This is a genomic window from Streptomyces sp. NPDC001941 (assembly GCF_040296945.1).
GTDB lineage: Bacteria > Actinomycetota > Actinomycetes > Streptomycetales > Streptomycetaceae > Streptomyces.
The window spans coordinates 22439-46890 of record NZ_JBEOYE010000003.1 but is presented as its reverse complement, the minus strand read 5'-3'; the positions used below and the strand labels follow the sequence as shown (position 1 = coordinate 46890).

The following is a 24452-nucleotide window of genomic DNA, read 5'->3' as shown; positions in this document are numbered from 1 at the left end:
CGTCAGACCGCCTCTCCCTGGCGCTCCTGGCGCGCGGCCGCCAGGCGGACCGCGTCGAGGATCTTCTCGTAACCGGTGCAGCGGCAGAGGTTGCCGGAGAGCGCCTCGCGGATGTCCGCGTCCGTCGGGGACGGGTTGCGCTCCAGCATCTCGTCGGCCGCGACGAGCAGGCCCGGGGTGCAGAAGCCGCACTGCACGGCGCCCGCGTCGATGAAGGCCTGCTGGATCGGGGAGAGCTCGCCGCCCTCGCCGGTCTGCGAGTCGGTGGGCTTGGCCTGCCAGCGCTGCGCGGAGTCCAGCGAGGTGCCGCAGGCGCCGGAGGCGCAGCCGCCGCCCGGGTGGGCGTCCTGGCGGTGGGTCGCGTAGTCGGCGAGGCCCTCGACGGTGACGACCTCGCGGCCCTCGACCTGGCCGGCGGCGACCAGACAGGAACAGACCGGGACGCCGTCCAGGCGGACGGTGCAGGAGCCGCACTCACCCTGCTCGCAGGCGTTCTTGGAACCGGGCAGGCCCATGCGCTCGCGCAGGACGTACAGCAGGGACTCGCCCTCCCAGACGTCGTCCGCTTCCTGCGGACGGCCGTTGACCGTGAAATTCACGCGCATGGTTATGCAGCTCCTTCGAGGGTGCGGCCGCTGCCGCGGTACTGCTCCCAGGTCCAGCCGAGCGTGCGGCGGGCCATGATGCCCACCGCGTGGCGGCGGTACCGGGCGGTGCCCCGGACGTCGTCGATCGGGTTGCAGGCGCCGGAGGCGAGCTCGGCGAACTGCTTGGCGATCGAGGGGGTGATGATCTTGCCGCTGTCCCAGAAGCCGCCCTCGTCGAGCGCGGCGTTCAGGAACTCCTCGGCCGCCTTCGCCCGCACGGGGGTGGGGGCGGCGGAGCCGATGCCGGTGCGGACCGTACGGGTCTCGGGGTGCAGCGCCAGGCCGAACGCGCAGACGGCGATCACCATGGCGTTGCGGGTGCCGACCTTGGAGTACTGCTGGGGGCCGTCCGCCTTCTTGATGTGCACGGACTTGATCAGCTCGTCCTGGGCCATCGCGTTGCGCTTCACGCCGGTGTAGAACTCGTCGATCGGGATCAGCCGCGATCCGCGCACCGACTCGACCTCGACCTGCGCGCCCGCCGCGAGGAGCGCGGGGTGGGCGTCACCGGCCGGGGAGGCGGTGCCCAGGTTGCCGCCGACACCGCCGCGGTTGCGGATCTGCGGCGAGGCCACGGTGTGCGAGGCGAGCGCCAGACCCGGCAGCTCGGTCCTCAGGTGCTCCATGATCTGGGTGTACGGAACGGAGGCGCCCAGACGGACGTCCTCCTCCCCGACCTCCCACTGGGTCAGCAGGTCGATGCGGTTCAGGTCCAGGAGGTACTCGGGCCGCCGGTGGTCGAAATTGATCTCGACCATGACATCGGTGCCACCCGCAATGGGCACAGCGGTGGGGTGCTCGGCCTTGGCGGCGAGCGCCTCCTCCCAGCTGGCGGGGCGAAGGAAGTCCATGAGTGGCTCTCTTCTACGTATCGGGTCGTTCGCTGAGGCCCCGGGGGACGGCCGGCCCTCGACTTCTTATTCATGTGGTGTTAACGCGGTGTGGGCCAAGTACACGCCGCCGTCGTCCACCCGGTGCAGTCACCGAAACCATGAAGGAGTTGGCTGGTCGCCTTCCTCGTCTTGTAGATTCGAACGAAAGGCGAAGCTCAGTAACCCCTCCGTTTTCCGGAGGAAACCGTGGCCACGGGTCACCATCGACAACGAGACACCTACTGGGCCCGTTCCAAGGACCACCACGAGAGAGATCGGACGGCGAGAAGATGCGGCTGCGCGCACTGCTGGAGACCGACGCGCTGGGGCTGCGGCTGCTCGGCGGCGACGACGAGCTGGACCGCACGGTCCGTGGCGTGATGACTACGGATCTACGGGATCCGAGCCGCTACCTGTCGGGCGGCGAGCTCGTCCTGACCGGTCTGGCCTGGCGGCGCGACGCCGATGACTCGGAGCCGTTCGTACGGATCCTGGCGAGTGCCGGGGTGGCGGGCCTGGCGGCCGGCGAGGCCGAGCTGGGGGACGTTCCCGACGATCTGGTGGCGGCGTGTTTGCGCCATCGGCTTCCCCTGTTCGCAGTAAACGAATCGGTAGCTTTCGCAACGATCACCGAGCACGTGGTGCGCCAGGTGTCGGGCGAGCGGGCCGGGGACCTGGCCGCCGTTGTGGATCGCCACAGGCGCCTGATGACCTCGGGACCGGCCGGTGGCGGCCCGGAGGTCGTCCTGGACCTCCTCGGCTCCGACCTGGACCTGCGGGCCTGGGTGCTGTCCCCCACGGGCCGCCAGGTGGCCGGGGCGAGCGAGCCGCTGCCGCCCGCGCTGAGCGCCTCGCTGGCCGGTGAGCACCTGGCCGCGACCCGCACCGGGCGGCGCGGGCCGCACCGGGTGAGCACGGGCGGGAGCACGTACTCGCTCTTCCCGATCCGTAACACCGGACGGGGTGCGGTTCCGGCCTCGCGCGACGTGCGGGAGACCGTGCTCTCCGACTGGCTGCTCGCCGTCGAGGCCGACGCCTCCGACTGGCCCGCGGCCCGCCTGGACCTGCTCCAGGGCGTCACCCAGCTGATCGCGGTGGAGCGCGACCGGCGCGACGCGGCCCGTACGGTCCGGCGCAGGCTCGCCCAGGAGGTCCTGGAGCTGGTGCAGACCGGCGCGGCCCCGGCCGAGATCGCCGCCCGCCTCCGGGTGGCCGCCCCGGTGCTGCTGCCCGGCCTGGGCACCGCCCCGCACTGGCAGGTCGTGGTGGCCCGGGTCGAGTGGGGCGCGGACGGCGGCGCGGTGCCGGGCGGCCCGGTCGCCCAGTCGCTCCTGGAGGAGATCCTGGTGGACCCGGCGGCCAGCGGCGCCGACACCGCCGACCGGATCGCGGTGGCGCACACCGGCGACGAGGCCATCGCGCTGGTGCCGCTGCCCGCGGTGCCCGCGCCCGACGCGGAGGGCGGGGCCGACGCGGGGCTGCACGCGGACGTGCTGCTGGCCGCGGTGCGCGAGCCGCTGGCCGCGGGCCTGGCCGACGACGGCCGGCTCACCATCGGCGTCAGCGCCGCCGTGCACTCCGCCGAGGGGCTGCGCGGCGCCCTGGAGGAGGCCCGGCACGCCCGCCGGGTGGCCGCGGCCCGCCCCGGCCGGGTCTGCGCGGCCGGGCACCACGAGCTGGCCTCGCACGTGCTGCTGCTGCCGTTCGTCCCCGACGACGTGCGCCGCGCCTTCACGGCACGGCTGCTCGACCCGCTGCGCGACTACGACCGGCGCCACCGCGCCGAGCTGATCCCGACGCTGGAGGCGTTCCTGGACTGCGACGGGTCCTGGACCCGCTGCGCGACCCGGCTGCACCTGCACGTCAACACGCTGCGCTACCGGGTGGGGCGCATCGAGCAGCTGACGGGCCGTGACCTGTCCCGCCTGGAGGACAAGCTGGACTTCTTCCTGGCCCTGCGGATGAGCTGAGCGACCGGGGCCCCGCTCCCGGGGCCTCGATCTGATCTTCGAACTGTCGCCCTCTGAGGGCGAGTTGGGCGCCGCTTCCGAACAGGAGCGGCGCCCTCGGCGATCCGTGCGAGCGACGGCCCGCGCCACCACCCAAGATTGTGAAACTTTTCACCTGACCCCTTGGCCCAGCCGCCCGATCCGTGCTGAGATGCATCCACTCAACAGCACAATGGCGCGCTCGGGGAGGGCAATGTGGCGGATACCGCCATGTCTGGTTCCGGAACGACAGCGGCTCCCGATCCACTCCAGACCGCGGTATGGCGGCTGCGCTCGCGCGGCTGTTGGACCGACGCAGCCGCACTGCTCGCCCCCCGCGCCGCCGACCCGGCGGCCGCGCTGCAGCGCGCGGCGCTGCTGGTCGAGCAGTGCCTGTACACCGAGCGCGGCTGGCCCGAGGCCGAGGACGCGCTGCGGGCCGCCGAGGCGGTCGCCCAGGGCGACGAGGAGCGCGGCGCCGCCGCCTGCGAGCGCGGCGCGCTGGCCTACGCCTCCACCCTGCTCGGCGTACGGGACCGGGCCGACGAGGCCCGCTCGGCGCTGGGCCGGGCCGCCGCGCTGATCCCGCCCGAGGCCCCGGGGCGGGCCCTGCTGGACTTCCGGCGCGGGCTGATCGCGGAGAACCTGGGCGACTCGCCGCAGGCCGCCCGGGCCGCGTACCGCAGGGCGCACGCGGGCGCGACCGCCCACGACGACCCGCTGCTGCTCTCCTCCACCTGGCGCCACCTGGCCGGCCTCGCGCTGCGCGAGGGCGAGCTGGCGGAGGCCCGGCACGGCTTCGCGGAGTCGCTGCGGATCCGCGAGGAGCTGGGCTACCTGGTCGGTACGGCCCCGGCGCTGGCCGCCCTCGCCGACGCGGAGCCGGAGCCCGAGTCGGGCCGGCTGCTCGCGGAGGCGGCGCGGCTGTTCCGGCTGCTCGACGGCGTGCCGACCTGGCTGGCCCGGCGGCTGAACCAGGTCCCGCCGCCCCGCCCGGCCACGGCGTAGCGGGCGCGTGCGGGAGCCCGGGGCGCGAACCGGGTGATTCCCGGCTCCCGGCGGCCCCGGACGATCACCGCGCGCGGGGCCCGGCCAGGATGGCGGGCATGAACGACGCACCTTCCTTCCTGCGGGAACAGTTCGGGCTCGACGGCCGCACGGCGCTGGTGACCGGCGCCAGCTCCGGCATCGGGCGGGCCATCGCGCAGGCCCTGGCCGCGGCCGGGGCCCGGGTCGTGCTGCTCGGCCGCGACGAGGCGCGGCTGGCCGAGGCGGTCACGGCGGTACGGGACGCGGGCGGCGAGGCCGCGTCGGTGGCCGCGGACGTCGGCGACCGCGAGGCGCTGCGGGCCGCCGCCGAGCGGGCCGTGGAGCCGTTCGGCGAGCCCGACGTGCTGGTCGCCTCGGCCGGGGTCAACCTGCGCCCGCCGCTGGAGCAGCTCTCCGAGTCCGACTGGGACACCACGATGGCCGTCAACCTGGACGCCCCGTTCCTGCTCGGGCAGCGCTTCGGCCCGGGCATGGCCCGCCGGGGCTGGGGCCGCATCATCCACCTGGCCTCACAGCAGTCGGTCCGCGCCTTCGGCAACAGCGGGGCGTACGGGGTGTCCAAGGCCGCCGTCAGCGCGCTCACCCGCTCCCAGGCGGAGGCCTGGTCGCGGCACGGGGTGTGCGTGAACGCGATCGCCCCCGGCTTCGTGCGCACCCCGCTGACCCGCCCGGTCTTCGAGGACCCGGAGCGGGTGGCGGCCCTGGCGGGGCGCACGATGGCGGGGCGCAACGGCGAACTGGAGGACTTCCAGGGGATCGCGGTGTTCCTGGCGAGCGAGTCCGCGCGCTACGTCACCGGCCAGACGGTGTTCGTGGACGGCGGTTTCTCGGCGACCTGACGAGGGCGCCGGGCCCGGGGCAGGTCGCGCGGTACGGGGACGCCGGGTCCGGCGCGCGGCACGGGCCCGGCTGCCGGATCCGTACCGCGTCCGCTCCCCGGTACGGGAACTCCCGCCCCCCGTCCGTACGTTGAGGGGACGGCAAAGGGGGAACGCCATGGCGAGGACCCGTCAGAAGGACCGGGACGTCCCGGCTCCGCGCAGTCCCTGGGACGAGGTCATCCAGCACCTCTGGATGGGCGGCCACTACTGGACCGACGAGCGCGGCGAGTTCCAGGCGGCCGTCCCCGAGGCGGAGTTCGGCCTGGTCGTCAGCCTCTACGCGCGCTCCGGACACGGTCCTTCGCCGGGCGTCCCGCACCTGATCCACGAGATTCCCGACGGCCCGCTGGGGCCGCACCAGATCGACCAGGTGCTGGACGCGGCGCACGCCACCGCCGAGGCGGTCCGGGCCGGGCGCCCCACGCTGGTGCGCTGCTTCTCCGGCTACAACCGCTCGGGCCTGGTCACCGCGCAGGCGCTGATCGAGCTGGGCGGGCTCGACCCCTACGAGGCGATCGCCCTGATCCGGCGCCGCCGCTCGCCGTGGGCGCTGCACAACGAGACGTTCGTCGAGTACCTGGACACGGGCCTGTCGGTGGCCCGGCTGCTCACCGACCTGGACTCGCCCATCTGAGGCACGCCACGGCCTCGGCCGTGCCCACGACCACCCGCTCCCCCGCCAGCACCGCCACCGCGCGCACCGCGGGCCCCGGCCTGAACTCCCGTACCACTCCGGCCTCCTGGGGGTGCACGGCGACCAGGCCGTCGGCCCAGGCCACCGCGAGCGCGCCGTGCGCCGCGTGCAGGGCGCGCACGGGGCAGCCGCGCTCGACGACGGACTTGCGGGCCGGGGCGCGGCCTGGCACCCAGGCGCGCACGGCCCCGTCGGCGCCGCCGCTGAAGACCACCGGCGGCTCCCCGGCGCCCCCGCCCGGCTCCACGGCCAGGGCGGTGACCCGGCCCGCGTGCACGGCGGCCTGCTCCACGCCCGCGTGACCGAAGGCGTGCAGCGAACCCATCCGGTCCCCCGCCACCACGAGCCCCCCGGTGGCGGTGAGCGCGGTGCAGGGGTGGCGCTCCAGGGTGGCCGCGACCGCGTCGGCGAGCCGTGCGGAGGGGCCGCGTCCGACGGGCCGCAGCGCCCGGCCGCGCTCGTCGAGCAGCAGCAGCGTCCCGTCGGGGAACGGGGCGAGCGCCTTGACGCGCCTGCCGCTCGGGGCCGCGTCGCCGAGCGGCGCGCCGGTGCGGGCGTCCAGGGTGCGGACCAGGCCGTGGTCGTCGGCCGCGACGGGGCCGCCCGGCCCGACGGCCAGGGCGGCGACCGGCCCGGGCCAGGGCGGCGCCGTGTCGTCCCGCACCCTGGCCCAGGACACCTCGAACTCCTCGGCGCGGGCCAGCTCCCGCAGGGCCGGGCGCAGCCGGGGGTCGGCGCCGTCGCCGAGGGCGGTGAGCAGGACCAGGGCGCGGCGGCCGGGGTCCTGGTCGCGGATCAGCGACTGCCCGGCCCGCAGCCAGGCGGGGCGCAGCCCGCCGTGCGGGTCGCCGGAGCGCTCGTAGGCCGCGGTGACCTCCAGCGGGGCGGCGGCGCACACGGCGCGCGGGTCGTCCAGGTCGGCGCCGCACCCGCCCGGGCCGGTGTCCGGGCCCGGGTCGTCCGCCAGGGCCTCCGGGTCCCAGGCCAGGCCCGCGGCCAGGAGCGCCGCCATCAGTTCGCCGGGGGTCCCGGCCACCACGCCGAGCCGGTTGGCCGCGCCCCACACGGCGGCGCGGCCGGTCGTGTCCCGGTCCGCCTCGTCACGCACGCCGTCAGCCCCGCGCCCCCGTGAAGTGCTCCCTTACGAGTGACTGGACCACCGGCAGGTCCTGGGCGGCCAGCGCGTCGAGCAGCGCGGTGTGCTCGGCGGCGTCCGCGACCAGGTCGGCCCGGCGCGCCACCGGGGCGCTGACCAGTGGCCACTGCGAGCGCCTGTGCAGGTCCTCGGCGACCGCGACCAGCTGTTCGTTGCCCGCGAGGCGGAGCACGGCGCGGTGGAAGGCCCGGTCGGCCTCGGCGTAGCGGGCGCGGTCGCCGCGGGCGGCGGCCGCGACGGTGGCCTCGGCCAGCGGGCGCAGCTCGTCCCAGCGCGCGGCCGGCTCGCTGCGGGCCAGCCGCAGCATCACGGGGACCTCGATCAGGGCCCGGACCTCGGCGAGTTCGGCCAGTTCGCGCGGGGTGCGGCGGACCACCCGGAAGCCCCGGTTGGGGACGACCTCGACGGCGCCCTCGACGGCGAGCTGCTGCATGGCCTCGCGCACCGGGGTGGCGGAGACGCCGAGACGCTCGCCGAGCGCGGGGGCGGAGTAGACCTCGCCGGGGACGAGGTCGCCGCTGACCAGGGCGGTGCGCAGGGCGTCGAGGACCTGGCCGCGCACCGAGTGGCGCTGGACGAGGCGGGGCGCGGGGGGCTCGCTGTGGACGTGCTCCCCGCGCGCGGGGTCGGCGGGGCGGGCCGGGCCGGGTTCGGGGAGGGAGTCCGCCGCGCCGGGGGTTCCGGGCCCGGTGTCCCGTACCTCGTCGTGCCTCCCGGCGGGCGGCGGGACGGCGCCCCGCGCCCCCGCGGGTCCGGCCGCGGCCGCGCGCACGGCGTCCGGGGGGAACTCCCCCCGGGCCTGCTGCGGCACGCGCACGCGGGCGCGCGCCTGCGACGCGACGTCCTCGCGCGCTCTGCCCTGCTCCACTCGGGTCCCTCCTGCGGCTTCCTGCCGGGCCCGGCTCGCGGTGAAAGGGCCCCTTGTGCACCATAGGCGAACAGGGCCGCCCCGTGGGCGTCCGGGGCGCGGCGGCGGGACGTCCCCGCGGCGCCGCCGAGCCAAACATCACGCGCATCGGGTAAGGTAAGGCTTACCTGCCAACGATCGCGATTCGGTGGTCCCGCATGACCGTCCCCGCCCTGTTGCCCGCGCTCTCCTCCCCCGTCACGGAAGCGTACGAACGCCTCTCCGACGCCTTCTCAGGCCTGCGCGTGCGCGAGCTGGCCGAGGGCGAGGCGGCGCCGCGCGACGGCGGCTGGGTCGGGGCCTGGGAGCTCGCCGCGGGCGGCCCGGCCCTGGACGCCTTCCTCGCCTGGGACAACGCGCAGGTGCTGCGGGACTACGGGCAGCAGGCCCGGCCCGACGTGATCGCCAGCTTCGGCTTCCACCGGTACGCCTGGCCCGCCTGCCTGCTGGTCACCGTCCCCTGGTTCCTCCAGCGACGGGTGCCCCGGCTGCCCGTGGAGGGCGTGGCGTTCCAGCGCGCGCTGGGCCACATGACCGTGTCCGTCACCGAGTTCGCCTGTCTGCCCGGCGACCCGGCCGCCGCCCTGCCCGGCGCCCGGGTGCTGCCGGACGAGGACGCGCTGCGCGCCGAGGTGCGCGACGCGGTGGCCCAGCACCTCGGCCCGGTCCTGGAGGGCTTCGGCCCGCGCATGCGGCGCGGCCGGCGCGCGCTGTGGGGCATGGCGACCGACGAGATCGTCGAGGGGCTGTGGTACGTCGCGCACCTGCTCGGCGAGGAGGCGCGCGGCATGCGGGAGCTGGAGCTGCTGCTGCCGGGCACGGCCAAGCCGTACGTGGGCACTCCGGGCTTCCGCGAGCTGGCCGGGCCCGAGGGCCGGCCGCTGCCCACCCGGGACCGGGCGAGCTGCTGCCTCTTCTACACGCTGCGGCCCGAGGACACCTGCTCCACCTGCCCGCGCACCTGCGACGCCGAGCGCGTCCGGCGCCTCAGCGAGGCCGGCTGACCCCGGACGGTCCGGCCCCGGGGGCGTGACAGGACGTCAAGTCCTGCCGTCCACCCGGGGCATGATCCTCACGCCACTCGTTCGGGTGAGCCGAATCGAACTCGGATCCCGCCTCCCCCAAGGGAGTTCGAGCAGATCACACCTATTCGTATGTCCCGTCGGCCCTTTTCCCTTCTCTTGCACCGAAAACCCCTGTGGGCGTTCGGAGTTCGGCAAGTATGGCTCGCCGAAACGCCCTACGCGATGCAAGGGACACCGCATGAGACTGACCGACATATCGCTGGACTGGCTGCTTCCGGGCGGCGTGATGCTCCTGGGAGTCCTGACGGCGGTGGCGGTGCTCGCGCGCGGCAAGCGCGCCGGTGACAAGGCCGCGACCGAGGATTCCTGGGAGCGCAGCGAGGAGCGCCGCAGACGCAAGGAAGCGGTCTACGGCACCGCCTCCTACGTGCTGCTCTTCTGCTGCGCGGCGGTGGCCGCCGCCCTGTCCTTCCACGGCCTGGTGGGCTTCGGGCAGCAGAACCTGAACCTCGACGGGGGCTGGGAGTACCTGGTCCCGTTCGGCCTCGACGGCGCGGCCATGTTCTGCTCGGTGCTCGCGGTGCGCGAGGCCAGCCACGGCGACGCGGCCCTCGGCTCACGACTGCTCGTGTGGACCTTCGCCGGCGCGGCCGCCTGGTTCAACTGGGTGCACGCCCCACGGGGGTTGGGCCACGCGGGCGCCCCGCACTTCTTCGCGGGCATGTCGCTGTCGGCGGCGGTCCTCTTCGACCGGGCGCTGAAGCAGACCCGCCGGGCGGCGCTGCGCGAGCAGGGCCTGGTGCCCCGTCCGCTGCCGCAGATCCGGATCGTCCGGTGGCTGAGGGCGCCCCGGGAGACCTTCGGCGCCTGGTCGCTGATGCTCCTGGAGGGCGTGCGCACCCTGGACGAGGCGGTCGACGAGGTGCGCGAGGACCGGCGGCAGACGCAGGCGAACAAGCTGCGCCGCCGCGAGCAGGAGAAGCTGGAGCGGGCGCACCTGAAGGCGATCAGCCGTCAGCACCGCGCCTGGGGCCGTCGCGGCGGCCGTCAGATCGAGGTTCCGGCCGCCGCGGGCGGCCCGGGCTCCGCACCGGCCGTGGGGCCGGTCGCGGAGCCCGCCATAGCGGAACCAGGACAACTGCCGCTTCGACACCGGCCCTCCCTGCAGGCCGTGAAGGGCGCCGAGCCCCGCACGGTGGACCTCACCGCTGAGGACGACACCCAGACCCTGCCCCGACTCGACTCACTGGAGCAGAAGCTGAAGGACCTGGAGCAGCAGTTCGGCTGACGGGACGTCATGTCGCCGCTGAGGAGACGGTGGCCCGATGTGCGTACCACGAGCACGCGCACCGGCGGTCGTCGCGTACGCGACGGAACCACGCACCACGCCTCCCGCCCGGGGGTCCGTCCGGCTAAGGCCGGGCGGACCCCCCTTCCAGTTCGAACCACACCACCTTGCCCATCCCCTGCGCCCGTACTCCCCAGGAGTCGGCCAGGGCCTGGACCAGGACGAGTCCCCTGCCGTGCGTACCGTCGTCGGCGATCGGTACGTACGGCCTGGGCAGCGCCGCCACGAAGTCCCGCACCTCGACCCGGAGCCGGGCCGGGACGACGGTCGCCGTGACGACCGCGCCGCTGTCGGTGTGGACCAGGGCGTTGGTGACCAGCTCGCTGGTCAGCAGCTCCGCCACGTGGGCGGCGTCGGTATGGCCCCAGTGCCGCAGCAGTTCGCGCAGGGCACGCCTCACCTCCGGTACCGCCGTGAGGTCCGCGCAGCCGACCCTGCGGCACAGCTGCCCCAACTCTTCCGGATCCGCCCCAGGTTCACGGACTGGCCCGCTCCGCACGGGCTCGGCCTCTCCCTGACGCCCACTCATAACCCCCACCCGCACGTCTCCACTGCCTTTCCCCTCGAACAGGCACACGGGGATGCATGCCCCGCCCCGGCCCCGCCACGCCTGCCGGCCCCGGGGCCCGAGGGCGCACGGGAGTACGCGAGGGGGTAGTCCACAGTCGGCAGTCCGCCGCGTGACACATCCCGCAGTGACCGAGAGGAGCCGCCGTGCATGACGACCGCGAACTGGTGGAAGGGCGCCTGGAACGGGCCGTGAACCAGTTCGTCCGCCCGGCGGTGTACGCGCGACGTGCGCCGCTGTCCCTCTCCGTCTGGCACGCGCCGGGCGAGCCGCTCCCGGTGGCGCGGGCACTGGCCGCGTCGTACGAGCCCTTCAGCACCGGCACGGAGTGGGGCGCGCCCTGGTCGACGAGCTGGTTCCGGCTGCGCGGCACCGTGCCGCACGAGTGGGCCGGGCGCCGGGTGGAAGTGGTCCTCGACCCCGGATTCAGCGGTGACGGACCCGGTTTCCAGGCGGAGGGCATGGTCTACGACGCCCGGGGCGTGCCGGTCAAGGGGGTGCACCCGCGCAACCGCCACGTGCCGGTGGCCGCCCCCGCGGCGGGCGGGGAGCGGGTGGACCTGCTCCTGGAGGCGGCCGCCAATCCGGCGGTGCTGCACGGCTTCGCGCCGACGCTCCTGGGAGACGTACTGACCGCGGGCGACCGGCCGTTGTACCGATTCGCCGCTGCCGACCTCGCCGTACTGGACGAAGAGGTGTGGCACCTGGTGCTGGACGTGGAGGTGCTGTCGGAGCTGGTGCGCGAGCTGGAGCCGGACCGCTCGCGGGGCCGGGAGGTCCTGTGCGCCCTGGAGGACATGCTGGACGCGCTGGACCTGCACGACGTGGCCGGTACGGCGGCGGCCGCGCGGGCCCGGCTGGCCCCGGCGCTGGCCCGGCCCGCGTCGGCGAGCGCGCACCGGCTCTCGGCCACCGGGCACGCGCACATCGACTCGGCGTGGCTGTGGCCGCTGCGCGAGACGGTCCGCAAGGCCGCGCGCACGTTCGCCAACGTCACGGCGCTGGCGCGGGACTACCCGGAGCTGGTCTTCGCCTGCTCGCAGGCGCAGCAGTACGCCTGGGTCAAGGAGCACCAGCCGCACGTCTGGGAGCGGATCAAGAAGGCCGTGGCGGACGGCAACTGGGCGCCGGTGGGCTCGATGTGGGTGGAGTCGGACGCCAACATGCCGGGCGGCGAGGCGCTGGCCCGGCAGCTGACGCACGGCAAGCGCTTCTTCCTGGAGGAGCTGGGGGTGGAGACCGAGGAGGTCTGGCTGCCGGACTCCTTCGGCTACACGGCGGCGTTCCCGCAGCTGGCGCGGCTGGCGGGGGTGCGCTGGTTCCTGACCCAGAAGCTGTCGTGGAACCAGACCAACCGGATGCCGCACCACACCTTCTGGTGGGAGGGCATCGACGGCACCCGGGTCTTCACCCACTTCCCGCCGGTGGACACCTACAACGTGCACTTCCACGGGCGCGAACTGGCGCACGCGGAGAGGAACTTCGCGGAGAAGGGCCGGGCCACCCGCTCGCTGGCGCCGTTCGGCTGGGGCGACGGGGGCGGCGGGCCGACCCGGGAGATGATGGAGAAGGCCCGCAGGCTGCGCGACCTGGAGGGTTCGCCCCGGGTGAGCGTCGAGGCACCCGCGGCGTTCTTCGCCGCGGCCGAGCGGGAGTACGGCGCGCGGGCCCCGGTGTGGTCCGGGGAGCTGTACCTGGAGCTGCACCGGGCGACGTACACCACCCAGGCCAAGACCAAGCAGGGCAACCGGCGCGCCGAGCACCTGCTGCGGGAGGCCGAGTCGTGGGCGACGGCGGCCGCGCTGCGCGTGCCCGGGTACGCCTATCCGTACGAGGACGTCGACCGGATCTGGAAGACGGTGCTGCTGCACCAGTTCCACGACATCCTGCCCGGGTCGTCCATCGCGTGGGTGCACCGGGAGGCCCGGGAGACGTACGCGGGGGTACGCCGGGAGCTGGAGGGGGTCATCGACGCGGCACTGGCCGCGCTCGGCGGGGCGGAAGGGGAGGCCGGAGACCCGGGTGGCGCGGGAGGCGCGGGAGGCGGCGCGGTGGTCTGGAACGCCTCGCCGTACCCGCGCGCGGAGGTGGTGGACGTGCCGGGCCCGGCGGGCACGGCGGGCCCGGCCCTGGTGGTGGTGCCCGCGCTCGGTGCCGCGGCACCGGTGACGCGTGACGTGTCACCGGTCACGCCGGCACCACTCACCACCCCGGCACCGCTCGCCCCGGGGCTGTTCACCCCCGTCACGGCCGTACCGGACGGGGGCGGGTTCGTGCTGGACAACGGGGTGCTGCGGGTCGTGGTCGACGCCGACGGGCTGCTGTCCTCGGTGTACGACACGGCGGCCCGGCGCGAGGCGCTGGCACCGGGCGGGCGCGGCAACCTGCTCCAGCTGCACCCCGACCACCCCAACCGGTGGGACGCCTGGGACATCGACCGCCACTACCGGCACAGCCGCACCGACCTCACCGGGGCGTCCGGCGTCGAGCTGGCCGAGGACGGCCCGCTGCGGGCGACCGTACGGGTGACCCGTGCCTTCGGCGCCTCGCGCGTCGTCCAGGACCTCCGGCTCGCCGCGGGCAGCCGCCGGGTCGACGTGGTCACCGAGGTGGACTGGCGGGAGTCGGAGAAGGTGCTCAAGGCGGCGTTCGAGCTGGACGTGCACGCCGAACGGTCCACCGCCGAGATCCAGTTCGGGCACGTCCACCGGCCCACGCACGCCAACACCGGCTGGGACGCGGCCCGTTTCGAGATCTGCGCGCACCGCTGGCTGCGGGTGGCCGAACCCGGGTACGGCGTGGCGGTGCTCAACGACTCCACGTACGGGCACGACGTGACCCGTCTCGCGCACCAGGAGGGCCTGGGCACCACCGTGCGGCTCACGCTGCTGCGCGCCCCGCACAGTCCGGACCCGCACACCGACGTGGACGTGCACCGCTTCACGTACGCGCTGCTGCCCGGCGCCTCCACCTCCGACGCGGTGCGCGAGGGCCTGGCGCTCAACCTGCCCCTGCGCGTCCGCCCCGGGCCGGGCACCGGGGCCGCCGCCCTGCTCGACACCGGGCACCCCGGGGTCACGGTCGAGTCGGTGAAGCTCGCCGACGACCGCAGCGGCGACGTGGTGGTGCGGCTGTACGAGTCGTGCGGCGACCGGGCCTCGACGGCGCTGCGCCCGGGCTTCCCGGTGGCCCGGGCCCAGGTCACCGACCTGCTGGAACGCCCGCTGCGCGAGGCGGAGATGACGGAGGGTCAACTGCCACTCGCGCTGCGCCCGTTCCAGATCCTGACGCTACGGCTGACGCCCGGACGCGGCTGAACGCGCCGCCGCCCCGGTCCCCCCAGCAAGCGGGGACCAGGGCGGCGGCGGGCTGCTGCCGGCTCCGGCTAGAGCAGGCTGATGTGCGCGTCGACGTCGGCGTCGAGCAGGCCGCCGATGCCGAGGTCGATGTCCACGTCGGCGTCCAGGCCGAGGGCGACGGCCAGGTCGACGTCCAGGTCGACGTTGGCGTTGAGGCCGACGCCGACCTCGACGTCCGCGTCGGCGAAGACGCAGGTGTCCAGGGCCGCGTCGATGGCCGCGCCGGCCGTCGCGTCCAGGTGCAGCGCGCCGCCCACGAGGATGTCGGCGTTGACCGAGCCGCTGCCGCTGATGACCTCGGTGTCGCGGACGCCCAGGGTGCCCAGCTTGACGTTGACCTTGGCGCCGACGGTCGCCCAGAGGGACTTGGTCGCCAGGTCGACGCTGACGTTGGAGATCAGGACCGACTTGGCGCCCTTGTTCAGCTTGATGCCACCGGCCAGGACGAGCTTGCCGCCGACCAGCTTGCGGTTCTGGTGGACGAGCTTGCTGCCCGCGACGACCTTCAGGCCGACGCCCGCGTCCAGGTCGACGGCGCCGTTGACGCCGGCGAGCACCACGCCGTGGGCGTTCAGGTCCAGCGCGGCGGCCAGGTCCAGGGCCAGCACGCCGCCCTTGACCGGGGTGTCCGGCGACGGCGCGACCGCGACGGCCGCCGGGGCCTGGGCGGGGGCGGCGGCGAAGGCGGAGGGGGCCGCGAGGCCCGTGATGACGACGGCGGCGACGGCCGCGGCGGTGATGCGGCCGGAGCGACGGAGGGAAGACATGCGCGTCACAGACCTTTCCTGTGGATGAAGCGTGAAGATCACGTGATGTGAAGATTCCGCGACGCAGGGTGAAGCGAGCCGCCCCGACCCGTCTTCCACTCGTAAGGAGTTAGGGCCTGGGGACATTCCGCAGGTTGGAGCGGGCCATCTGGAGCATTCGGCCCACGCCCCCGTCCAGCACGATCTTGCCGGCGGACAGGGCGAAGCCGGTCACCATGTCCGCACTGATCTTCGGGGGGATGGACAGTGCGTTCGGATCGGTGACCACGTCGACCAGCGCCGGGCCCTTGTGCCGGAACGCGTCCTTCAGCGCCCCCGCCAGCTGCTTGGGCTTCTCCACCCGCACCCCGTAGGCGCCCGCCGCCCGGGCGATCGCGGCGAAGTCGGGGTTGTGGTTCGTGGTGCCGTACGAGGGCAGCCCGGCCACCAGCATCTCCAGTTCGACCATGCCGAGCGAGGAGTTGTTGAACAGCACCACCTTCACCGGCAGGTCGTACTGCACCAGGGTGAGGAAGTCGCCCATCAGCATCGAGAAGCCGCCGTCGCCGGACATCGAGATCACCTGGCGGCGCCGGTCGGTGAACTGCGCGCCGATCGCGTGCGGCAGCGCGTTCGCCATCGAGCCGTGGCTGAAGGAGCCGATGATGCGGCGCTTGCCGTTGGGCGAGACGTACCGCGCCGCCCAGACGTTGCACATCCCGGTGTCGACGGTGAACACCGCGTCGTCGTCGGCCAGTTCGTCCAGGACGGAGGCCACGTACTCGGGGTGGATCGGGACGTGCTTCTCCACCTTGCGGGTGTAGGCCTTGACCACGCCCTCCAGCGCGTCGGCGTGCTTCTTCAGCATCTTGTCCAGGAACCGCCGGTCGGACTTGGCCCGCACCCTCGGCGTCAGGCAGCGCAGCGTCTCGCGCACGTCGCCCCAGACCGCCAGGTCCAGCTTGGAGCGCCGCCCCAGGTGCTCGGGGCGCACGTCGACCTGGACGATCTTGACGTCGTCGGGCAGGAAGGCGTTGTACGGGAAGTCGGTGCCCAGCAGGATCAGCAGGTCGCACTCGTGGGTCGCCTCGTACGCGGCGCCGTAGCCGAGCAGCCCGCTCATGCCCACGTCGAACGGGTTGTCGTACTGGATCCACTCCTTGCCGCGCAGGGCGTGCCCGACCGGGGACTTCACCCGCTCGGCGAACTCCATCACCTCGGCGTGCGCCCCGGCGGTCCCGCTGCCGCAGAACAACGTCACCTTCGACGCCTCGTCGATCATGCGCACCAGCGCGTCGATCTCCGCGTCGCCCGGCCGGACCGAGGGCCGGGTGGTCACCAGGGCGTGCTCGACCGACTTCTCCGGCGCGGGCTGCGAGGCGATGTCGCCGGGCAGCGTCACCACGCTCACCCCGCTGCGCCCGATCGCGTGCTGCACGGCCGTCTGCAGCAGCCGCGGCATCTGCTGCGGGTTGGAGATCATCTCGCTGTAGTGGCTGCACTCGCGGAACAGCTGGTCGGGGTGGGTCTCCTGGAAGTACCCCAGGCCGATCTCGCTGGACGGGATGTGCGAGGCGAGCGCCAGCACCGGCGCCATCGAGCGGTGCGCGTCGTAGAGGCCGTTGATCAGGTGCAGGTTGCCGGGCCCGCAGGACCCCGCGCAGGCCGCCAGGCGTCCGGTGACCTGCGCCTCGGCCGCCGCGGCGAACGCCGCCGTCTCCTCGTGCCGCACCTGGATCCAGTCGATGGCGCCGTTGCGCCGGATGGCGTCCACGACCGGGTTGAGGCTGTCCCCGACCACGCCGTAGAGCCGCTGGACCCCCGCGCGCACGAGGATGTCGACGAACTGTTCCGCCACGTTCTTTCTGGCCATGCCTCCATCAACCCACGGCCCGGGCGGTTACGCCTCCCAGACCGCGACGGCCGTACGGTCGTCGGCGTACCCCTTCACCCTCAGCTGGGTGTCCGCCAGGAACTGGGCGAGCCCCGGCGGCTCCCCGTCGGCCCAGCGTCCGGCCAGCTCCCCGGCGAGCGCGGGCTCCCCGCGCAGCGGCTCGGCGAGCCCCCCGCTGGCCAGCAGCAGGGTGTCACCCGGCCGGGCGACGGAGGCCCGGAAGCGGAACGGCTCGGCGGGCGGCGGCACCGGCCCCTCGACGTAGGGTCCGGGGCCGGTGGCGATCCCCAGGTCCATGGTCAGCGGGTCCCCCTCCGGGCCGTGCCCGGCCGCGTCCCCGGCGGGCGGCGAGCCGAACCCGACGACGGGCTCCCCGGTGACCGCGGCCGGCTCGGGCACCAGCGGCTCGATGTCCTGCCACGCCCCGTCGCGCAGCCGGAACAGTCCCCCGCCGCCGACGCCGAAGAAGACCCGGGTGCGACAGGCCGGATCGGTGGAGAGCAGCAGGCAGCGCAGGCCCGCCGTGTACTCCTCGGGGTCCACCCCCAGCTCGGCGGCGCGGGCGCGCAGCCGTCCGTAGGAGCGGTCGGTGAGCCGGTGCAGGCCGGACTTCAGGTCGCCGCGGCGGCCCGCCCGGATGTCCTCGCCGAGCCGCGCGTGGCTGCGGCCGACGGCCTCGCCGATCCAGTGGCAGGCGTCGCGGGCGGCCAGGTGGGCGCCCTCGGCGGCGCGGGCGCCGCTGGCCACGGCGACCAGGACCAGGGCGGCGTCGCCGGCGCCGAAGCGGGCGGTGAGCAGCGCGTCGCGGCGCGGTTCGCCCCGGTAGCGCGCGGAGTCGCCGCGCACCGAGGCGGCGCGCAGGGTGTACGTGCCGTACCGGGCGCCGTCCAGCACGGTGTCGGCCACGAGTTCCTCGAGGGCGCGGGGCCGGGCCGTCGGCAGGGCGGTGGGTTCGGCGTCGTAGGTGGGCGGCCCGTCGCCGACGAACGCGGCGCGCGGGTGCGGCAGTCGGGGCGCACGGGGTGGCGCGGCGGGGGGCGGGGGCATCTCGGCCGTCACCGGCTCGCGCGTCTCCGGCTCCTGCTGCGCTTCCGGCTCCTGCTCCGGCTCTGGCTCTGGCTCCTGCTGAGGCTGCGGCTGCGGCTTCACGGAGCGCGGGTCGATGCCGGACGGCTGTTCGCCCGCCTTCTCGTACGGGTCGACGGGTTGGGGTTCAGGGGGCCCGAACTCCCGTTCCCGTACGCCCTGTTCCTCGTCCGCGAGGGTCGGCGGCGGGGCCTGGGGCCTCGGTGGCGCCGGGGGTTCCGGCGGGGGCGGTGCGGCGAGGGGTACCGGGGGCGCGTCCGCGAAGGTGCGCGGGGGCTCCGGGTCCTCGGGCGGCTCCCACGGGGCGCGGGCCCTGGGCTCGCGCACGGGCTCCCCGGCGGGCGCGGCCGGGGCCTCGCGGACGGGCGGCGGCGCCTGCGGCACCGGGGGCGCCGGGGCGGCCGGGCCCAGGGCGCCGTCGGGGCGGGTCGCGTCGTGGGGCACGGAGTCGAAGCGCTCGTCCAGGCTGTCGCCGGACGCGGCCGGGGCCGTGTCGGCCACGGAGTCGTCGTACAGCTTGTCCCACCAGTCGTCGCCCTTGGCGGGCCTCTCCCCCTGCTGGCTCATGCCCTTATTGTCCACGGATCGACCGGTGCGGAAACGGGACGGGGGCAAAATGCAGTCCGCCGGGCGACCCCACCCCCCACGGGAAGGACGCCCGGCGGACCGGCTCGCGGTCAGCGCACGTCGTAGGCGCGGACCACGGTCTGGGTGACGGAGTTGCCCTTGGCGTCCGTCAGTTCGAGGCGCAGCGTGACCGGCTTGCCGGAGGCGCCCGCGTGGTCCACGGTCGCCGCCCACCTGCCGCCCTGCTGTGCCGTGGCCGCCTGGGTCCAGGTCTCGCCGTCGTCGTACGAGTAGGCGAGCTTCGCGGCGGTGAGTGCGCCGGGCTGGTAGCCGGCGTGGCCCTTGACCGAGAGGGCGATCTTCTGGCCGCTGGTGGCGGCGACGGTCTTCAGCCCGTCCTCCGGTACCGAGTAGACCGGGAACAGCAGCGGAATGCCTTGAGAATAGGCGTTCTCGTCGAGCTGGGAGCGGAACTTCCACACGGTCCGCGTCGCGGTGGACCGCTTCCAGACAGTGGCGGGCTGTCCGAACTTCTGCGTGGACAGGGTGAGTTCGTACAAGGCCGGTCCGGCCGGGACCTCGAAGACCCCGAACGGGTAGCCGCTGTCGCCGACCACTTCGCCGTCGCGGCTGAGCTCCAGGTTGCCGAGGTCGCCGAACGAGCCCTGCTCACCGACGTGTTCGCCGTCGCCCCAGAAGGCGGGGGCGGCGCCGATCAGGTTGCCCTGGCGCTCGGCGGCGAGGGCGGGCGCGCCGGTCGCGTCCTCGGGGGCGGTCGGGGCGAGCGGTCCGCCGTACCAGGTCTCGGCGCGGCGCTGGCCTGACTTGTACGTACGGGTCGTGTCGTGCAGGTACTCGCCCCACGGGAAGCTGCTGGAGACGCTGTGGCCCCAGGCGGTGGTGCCGGTGGTGTAGTACTCGGCGCGGGTGCCGGGCGCGGGGACCGGGTCGAACAGGGCGCCGACGTAGACCGCGCCGCCGCCGATGGGCCGCTGGGCGAAGGCGTTGTCGATGTAGTCGGTGGTGACGCCCATGGCGCGGTACGTGGCGTCGGTGCGGCCGAGCGCGCGGTCGTGGACGCGGTAGCTGCGCTCCGAGCGGATCTGGCCGTCCTCGGGGAAAGCCAGGTTGTAGACGTACGGGCTCTTGGCGGTGGCCTTCCAGCGCAGGGTCACCGGGCCGGTCGCGAGTTTGGCCTGAAGTGACGCGGCCTCGTCGGCCGGGACCGACAGGGACGGGAGGTCGCCGCTGCCCCAGCCGACGGACGGGGTCCAGCTGCCGGGGGCGTCGCGGTGGACGAGCAGGGCGACGGCTCCGGCGGCCTTGGCGGCGCGGCCGAGCGTGATGACGTTCGGCTCGCCGTCGGGCACGTGGACCAGCGCGATCCTGCCCTCGGCCTGGGCGGCGGCGAGTTCGGCGGGGGTGCCGGACCCGGCGTCGACGAGCGCGGCGCTGCCGGTGCCGTCGAGGTTGACCGAGCCCGCCGACGCGGTCACCGGGTGCAGGGCGAGGCCGTCGGTGGTGGCCAGCGACGAGATCTGCGGGGCGAACCGGCGCCAGTAGCTGCCGAACTCGAACGCGCCGTCCCGGGCGGCTCCCTGGACGTCGGCGTAGTAGCCGCGCACCGCGCTGCCGCCGCTGAGGGTGCCGGCGTGCAGCCAGCTCCCGTCCCAGCTGCGGGCGAAGGAGAGGGTGGCCGAGCGGGTCACGGACGGCTGGTCGGTGCTGACCTGCAGGCGGTGGGCGGCCCGGGCGTCCAGGACGAGGGTGGTGTCCTTCTTCACCTCGAACTGCGGGCGGCCCAGATAGCTGACGGTGACGTCGGGGGACTCCACGAAGCTGGAGACGAAGTAGGAGCCGGGGCGGACCCGGAAGACCTGGTCGGCGGCGCCCTCGTTGTAGCGGCGTTCGCCGGTGGCGGTGTCGGTGCCGATCACGTCGAGGGAGGACACCCCGTCGGCGGGCTTGCCCTGTCGGTCGATCAGCTTGACCCGCAGGGTGACGGTCTGCGGCTCGACGTAGAGGGAGAACGGCGTGGAGACGTGGGTGCCGCCGGGGCCGGTGGCGGTGACGCGGCCGGTGACGTCCCCGTACTGGGCGCGCTCCAGGCGGGCCGTGGGGTCGAGCGCGAGGGGCACCTGGACGGTGGCCCCGGCCGGGACGGTGACGCTGGTGCGGCCGAGCCGGGCGACGGCCGAGCGGACCCGGGAGCCGTCGTTGCCGGTGACCCGGTCCACGGCGAGGCGCAGGGTGACCGGTGTCGTACCGGTGTTGGTGTAGGGCACCTGCACGGTGGTGCGGTCGGTGCGGTCCTGCGGCCAGTCGAACGTGCCGCCCTGGACGGCGGGGGCGCCCAGGACCCGCTGGTCGACGGCTGCCTTGACGTCGAGCCGGCCGCCGCCGACCCGGCGCGCGTCGCCGGGGACGCCGCTGTCGGCCGAGGAGACCAGCGCGGCCTTCAGCCGGTCGGCGCTCCAGTCGGGGTGGCGCTGCTTGAGCACGGCGGCGGCGCCCGCGACGTGCGGGGTGGCCATCGACGTACCGGACATCGACCGGTACGCGTACACGCCGCGGCCGCCCGCGGCGGCGGCCGAGATGTCCACGCCGGGCGCGGCGATCTCGGGCTTGAGCGTGTGGTGCACGAGCGTGGGGCCGCCGCTGGAGAAGGAGGCGGTGGAGTCGTCGCGGTCGACGGCGCCGACGGTGAGCACCGAGGGGGCGCAGCCGGGGGACGACACGGAGTTCAGCGAGGGGCCGGTGTTCCCGGCCGCGATGACGAACAACGCCTTGTTGCGGGAGGCCAGTTCCTCGGCCGCGGCACTCATCGGGTCGGTGCAGTCGGTGGGTTCGGCGCTGCCGAGGCTCATCGAGACGACGTCGGCGCCCTGTGCGACGGCCCACTCCATGCCCGCGATGATCCAGGAGGTGGCGCCGGAGCCGGAGTCGTCGAGGACCTTGCCGCTGAGCAGCGAGGTGCCGGGCGCGACGCCCCTCTTGGCGCCCCCGCTGGCCGCGCCGGAGCCGCCGACGGTGGAGATGGTGTGGGTGCCGTGGCCCTGGCGGTCGCGGTCGGTGTCGGAGTCGGTGAAGTTCTCCGAGGCGACGACGCGGCCCTTGAGGTCGGGGTGGTCCAGGTCGGTGCCGGTGTCCAGGACGGCGACCTTGGTGCCCTTGCCGTCGTACCCGGCGGCCCAGGCCTCGGGGGCGTGCACCTGCTTGGTGGAGCGGTCCAGGGTGGCCTTGACCTTGCGGTCGAGCCAGAGCTTGGCCGGGCCGGTGCCCGCGGCGCGGGTCGCGGGGGCGGAGAGCGGGGCCGAGACGTCGGCCCAGAAGGCCGCGGCCTGCTTCTTGTCGGCCGTGAGCGCGACGCCGTCGACCGCGTCGAGGACCAGGCCGCGCCGGGCGCCGCGCGGGGCGGCGGGCACCGAGCGGGCCAGGCTGCGGCCGTAGGTGGCGATCAGCGGGAGCGCCCCGGTGTGCCCGTCGTCGTAGCCCTGGCGGACCAGGCCGGTGACGTTGAACAGCTCCTGGTCGACGCGGCCCGCGGCGAGCGCGGCGACGGCGCCCCGGGGGTAGACGTACAGGTCCTTGCCCGAGCGGCGGGTCTGCACCAGCGGTACGGAGCCGTCGGCGCCCGGCAGCACGGTCGCGGCCGGGTTGCCCGCCGCGTCGTGCGTGACCAGGACCCGGTCGCCGGTCACCAGGGTGACGGCCACCGGGCGCTCCCCCGCGGCCCCGGCGGCCTGGCTGCCGACCAGCGGTCTCTTCCCGGCCGTGTCCTCCTGCGGCCGGGCGGCCGCGGAGGGCACGGCGGCGGTGACGGCCAGGACGGCGGCTGTCGCCGCGCCCAGGGCCGTACGCGATATCGGGCGCATCGCTCTCCCCAGTGAATTCCCGGACACCGGCCCGCAAAGGCCGCATGTCCGGAGGCTGTTGGTGCTGCGGTGGCGCCACATTGCCAAAGGGACGGGGGGTAAAGGGATGATGGGCGCGGCGGGTTTATGCCGTGGCCTCTTTCCGCCACACCCGCCACGGAACGAGTGCGTCCGGTGGCGTCCGGGAGGGGTGGGGAACAGGGTGCTGGGAGCGATAGGACTCGACGAGCGCCAGGAGTCGGCGTACCGCGCGCTGGTGGCGCTGGGCGCGGCCGAGGTGCGTGACCTGGCCCATCGGCTCGCGCTGCCGGAGACGGACACCGAGCGGGCGCTGCGCAGGCTGGAGAGCCAGGGCCTGGCCGCCCAGTCCTCCGCCCGCACCGGCCGCTGGGTCGCGGCGCCGCCCGCGGTGGCGCTGGGCGCGCTGCTCACCCAGCAGCGGCACGAGCTGGAGCGGGCGGAGCTGGCGGCGGCGCTGCTGGCCGAGGAGTACCGCGCGGAGGCCGCCGAGCCGGCCGTCCACGACCTGGTCGAGGTGGTCACCGGCGCGAGCGCGGTCGCCCACCGCTTCCTCCAGCTCCAGCTGGGCGCCGCCGAGGAGGTGTGCGCCCTGGTCACCGGCAGGCCCATCGCGGTCACCGGCATGGACAACGAGGCCGAGGAGCGGGCCGCCGTCCGGGGCGTGTCCTACCGGGTGGTCCTGGAGCGGGAGGTGCTGTCGCTGCCCAACGGGATCATCGAGCTGTCGGCCGCCCTCGGCCGGGACGAGCAGGTCAGGGTCGTCGACCGGGTCCCGACCAAGCTCGTCGTCGCCGACCGCTCGCTGGCCATGGTGCCGCTGACCGGGCGCGGCGCGGAGCCGGCCGCCCTGGTGGTGCACGCCAGCGGGCTGCTGGAGTCGCTGACGGGCCTGTTCGAGGCGGTGTGGCGGGACGCGCTGCCGCTGCGCCTGGGCCCCGGCGGGCAGGCCCGCGAGCTGCCGCCGGACGCCCCGGACGCCACCGACCTGGAGGTCCTCTCGCTGCTCCTTGCGGGCATGACGGACGCCAGCGTGGCCAAGCAGCTGGACCTGGGCCTGCGGACCGTGCAGCGGCGGGTGAAGGGCCTGATGGAGCTGGCCGGGGTGACCACCCGGCTGCAGCTGGGCTGGCACGCGTACGAGAAGGGGTGGGTGGCCCGCGACCTGCGCGGATGAGCGGAGTACCGCAGTCTTGGCCCATGGGTGTGTGGCAGCTCCTGATGGTGGGCCTGGTGATGCTGCTCGGCCTGCTCGGGGTCCTGGTGCCGGGCGTGCCGGGTCCGTGGCTGGTGTGGGCGGCGATGCTCTGGTGGGCGCTGCAGGTGCAGACCGGGCTCGCCTGGGTGCTCCTGGTGGCCTCGACGGTGCTGCTGCTCGTCACCCAGGTGGTGGTGTGGCAGCTGCCGCCGCGCCGGCTGCGCGGGGTGGGGGTGACGCGCCGAATGGCGGTGTTCGCCGGGGCGGGCGCGCTCCTGGGCTTCGTCCTGGTGCCGGTGGTGGGCGCGGTGCCGGGGTACGTCGGCGGGATCTACGGCAGCGAGCGGCTGCGCCTGGGCCGCCACGGGGAGGCCGTCGCGTCGACGCGTGCGGTGATGCGGGCGGTGGGCACGAGCGTGCTGGTGGACCTCTTCGCGTGCCTGCTGGTGGTGGGGGCGTGGGCGGGCGCGGTGCTCTGGGGGTGAGGCCGCCGTGCTCCGTGCGGGGGCGCGTGCCGCGATCGGAGCAGTGGGGTGCGGTGAATCCGGGGCGGGGCGCGGATCGGGCGGTCGC

At 74.9% G+C, this 24452-nt stretch carries 18 protein-coding genes; 9 read left to right on the top strand and 9 right to left on the bottom strand.

All coding sequences use genetic code 11. The annotated features are described in order from the left end of the window. Positions 1-2: 2 nt before the first annotated feature. Positions 3-605 (bottom strand): (2Fe-2S)-binding protein, encoded by a 603-nt coding sequence (locus ABT160_RS03870; protein ID WP_351643158.1) that lies wholly within the window; start codon positions 603-605, stop codon positions 3-5. A gap of 2 nt (positions 606-607) precedes the next feature. Further along, positions 608-1498 carry an FAD binding domain-containing protein gene (locus ABT160_RS03865; RefSeq protein ID WP_351643155.1) on the bottom strand — a complete coding sequence of 297 codons (891 nt, stop codon included), beginning with the start codon at positions 1496-1498 and terminating at the stop codon, positions 608-610. A gap of 311 nt (positions 1499-1809) precedes the next feature. On the opposite strand from ABT160_RS03865, the gene ABT160_RS03860 reads away from it, so the two are divergent. The 4 genes from ABT160_RS03860 to ABT160_RS03845 all read left to right on the top strand — a co-directional run bounded on the left by ABT160_RS03860 (position 1810) and on the right by ABT160_RS03845 (position 6072). Next, entirely contained in the window at positions 1810-3489 is a 1680-nt protein-coding gene (locus ABT160_RS03860; RefSeq protein ID WP_351643152.1) for a PucR family transcriptional regulator, read from the top strand. Between the two features lie 249 nt (positions 3490-3738). Beyond that, positions 3739-4515, top strand: a complete 777-nt coding sequence (locus ABT160_RS03855; RefSeq protein ID WP_351643150.1) for a hypothetical protein — start codon at positions 3739-3741, stop codon at positions 4513-4515. A gap of 98 nt (positions 4516-4613) precedes the next feature. Beyond that, positions 4614-5396: an SDR family NAD(P)-dependent oxidoreductase gene (locus ABT160_RS03850; RefSeq protein ID WP_351643147.1), complete on the top strand. Its 783-nt coding sequence runs from the start codon at positions 4614-4616 to the stop codon at positions 5394-5396. A 157-nt stretch (positions 5397-5553) separates the two neighbouring features. Further along, positions 5554-6072 carry a protein-tyrosine phosphatase family protein gene (locus tag ABT160_RS03845; protein WP_351643146.1) on the top strand — a complete coding sequence of 173 codons (519 nt, stop codon included), beginning with the start codon at positions 5554-5556 and terminating at the stop codon, positions 6070-6072. Here the strand turns inward: ABT160_RS03845 and ABT160_RS03840 are convergent. Then, a complete protein-coding gene (locus tag ABT160_RS03840; protein WP_351643143.1) occupies positions 6047-7240 on the bottom strand; it encodes a WD40 repeat domain-containing protein in 1194 nt (397 codons plus the stop codon). The two genes, ABT160_RS03845 and ABT160_RS03840, sit on opposite strands and share 26 nt — an antisense overlap. A gap of 4 nt (positions 7241-7244) precedes the next feature. Beyond that, positions 7245-8156, bottom strand: coding sequence for a GntR family transcriptional regulator (locus ABT160_RS03835; protein ID WP_351643141.1), 912 nt, complete (start codon positions 8154-8156; stop codon positions 7245-7247). 197 nt (positions 8157-8353) lie between these two features. Here ABT160_RS03835 and ABT160_RS03830 point away from each other — a divergent pair, with 197 nt between their 5' ends. Next, a complete protein-coding gene (locus ABT160_RS03830; RefSeq protein WP_351643138.1) occupies positions 8354-9199 on the top strand; it encodes a (2Fe-2S)-binding protein in 846 nt (281 codons plus the stop codon). 259 nt (positions 9200-9458) lie between these two features. Continuing rightward, the gene (locus ABT160_RS03825) at positions 9459-10508 is read left to right on the top strand and encodes a DUF2637 domain-containing protein (RefSeq protein WP_351643135.1); all 1050 of its coding nucleotides are present in this window, start codon (positions 9459-9461) and stop codon (positions 10506-10508) included. 124 nt (positions 10509-10632) lie between these two features. Here the strand turns inward: ABT160_RS03825 and ABT160_RS03820 are convergent, their stop codons facing one another. Continuing rightward, positions 10633-11112, bottom strand: a complete 480-nt coding sequence (locus ABT160_RS03820) for an ATP-binding protein (protein ID WP_351643132.1) — start codon at positions 11110-11112, stop codon at positions 10633-10635. Between the two features lie 170 nt (positions 11113-11282). On the opposite strand from ABT160_RS03820, the gene ABT160_RS03815 reads away from it, so the two are divergent. Continuing rightward, entirely contained in the window at positions 11283-14453 is a 3171-nt protein-coding gene (locus tag ABT160_RS03815; RefSeq protein WP_351643130.1) for an alpha-mannosidase, read from the top strand. 68 nt (positions 14454-14521) lie between these two features. Here the strand turns inward: ABT160_RS03815 and ABT160_RS03810 are convergent, their stop codons facing one another. The 4 genes from ABT160_RS03810 to ABT160_RS03795 form a co-directional block, all read right to left on the bottom strand. After that, complete coding sequence (locus ABT160_RS03810; RefSeq protein ID WP_351643127.1) at positions 14522-15262, bottom strand: hypothetical protein; 741 nt, start codon at positions 15260-15262, stop codon at positions 14522-14524. Positions 15263-15371: 109 nt separating this feature from the next. Beyond that, positions 15372-17114 (bottom strand): pyruvate dehydrogenase, encoded by a 1743-nt coding sequence (locus tag ABT160_RS03805; protein ID WP_351643124.1) that lies wholly within the window; start codon positions 17112-17114, stop codon positions 15372-15374. Between the two features lie 27 nt (positions 17115-17141). Next, positions 17142-18788, bottom strand: coding sequence for a protein phosphatase 2C domain-containing protein (locus tag ABT160_RS03800; protein WP_351643121.1), 1647 nt, complete (start codon positions 18786-18788; stop codon positions 17142-17144). 110 nt (positions 18789-18898) lie between these two features. After that, positions 18899-22663, bottom strand: a complete 3765-nt coding sequence (locus ABT160_RS03795) for a S8 family peptidase (RefSeq protein ID WP_351643118.1) — start codon at positions 22661-22663, stop codon at positions 18899-18901. A gap of 202 nt (positions 22664-22865) precedes the next feature. On the opposite strand from ABT160_RS03795, the gene ABT160_RS03790 reads away from it, so the two are divergent. Then, positions 22866-23858, top strand: coding sequence for a helix-turn-helix domain-containing protein (locus ABT160_RS03790; protein ID WP_351643116.1), 993 nt, complete (start codon positions 22866-22868; stop codon positions 23856-23858). 23 nt (positions 23859-23881) lie between these two features. Next, the gene (locus tag ABT160_RS03785; RefSeq protein ID WP_351643113.1) at positions 23882-24364 is read left to right on the top strand and encodes a DUF456 domain-containing protein; all 483 of its coding nucleotides are present in this window, start codon (positions 23882-23884) and stop codon (positions 24362-24364) included. Positions 24365-24452: the final 88 nt, after the last annotated feature.

Excerpts from the sequence above, each read along its gene's own strand:
- ABT160_RS03825 (WP_351643135.1), top strand. The coding sequence starts at position 9,459 with ATGAGACTGACCGACATATCGCTGGACTGGCTGCTTCCGGGCGGCGTG.
- ABT160_RS03845 (WP_351643146.1), top strand. The coding sequence starts at position 5,554 with ATGGCGAGGACCCGTCAGAAGGACCGGGACGTCCCGGCTCCGCGCAGT.
- ABT160_RS03850 (WP_351643147.1), top strand. The coding sequence starts at position 4,614 with ATGAACGACGCACCTTCCTTCCTGCGGGAACAGTTCGGGCTCGACGGC.
- ABT160_RS03805 (WP_351643124.1), bottom strand. The coding sequence starts at position 17,114 with ATGGCCAGAAAGAACGTGGCGGAACAGTTCGTCGACATCCTCGTGCGC.
- ABT160_RS03800 (WP_351643121.1), bottom strand. The coding sequence starts at position 18,788 with ATGAGCCAGCAGGGGGAGAGGCCCGCCAAGGGCGACGACTGGTGGGAC.
- ABT160_RS03810 (WP_351643127.1), bottom strand. The coding sequence starts at position 15,262 with ATGTCTTCCCTCCGTCGCTCCGGCCGCATCACCGCCGCGGCCGTCGCC.
- ABT160_RS03795 (WP_351643118.1), bottom strand. The coding sequence starts at position 22,663 with ATGCGCCCGATATCGCGTACGGCCCTGGGCGCGGCGACAGCCGCCGTC.
- ABT160_RS03830 (WP_351643138.1), top strand. The coding sequence starts at position 8,354 with ATGACCGTCCCCGCCCTGTTGCCCGCGCTCTCCTCCCCCGTCACGGAA.
- ABT160_RS03870 (WP_351643158.1), bottom strand. The coding sequence starts at position 605 with ATGCGCGTGAATTTCACGGTCAACGGCCGTCCGCAGGAAGCGGACGAC.
- ABT160_RS03860 (WP_351643152.1), top strand. The coding sequence starts at position 1,810 with ATGCGGCTGCGCGCACTGCTGGAGACCGACGCGCTGGGGCTGCGGCTG.
- ABT160_RS03865 (WP_351643155.1), bottom strand. The coding sequence starts at position 1,498 with ATGGACTTCCTTCGCCCCGCCAGCTGGGAGGAGGCGCTCGCCGCCAAG.
- ABT160_RS03855 (WP_351643150.1), top strand. The coding sequence starts at position 3,739 with ATGTCTGGTTCCGGAACGACAGCGGCTCCCGATCCACTCCAGACCGCG.
- ABT160_RS03785 (WP_351643113.1), top strand. The coding sequence starts at position 23,882 with ATGGGTGTGTGGCAGCTCCTGATGGTGGGCCTGGTGATGCTGCTCGGC.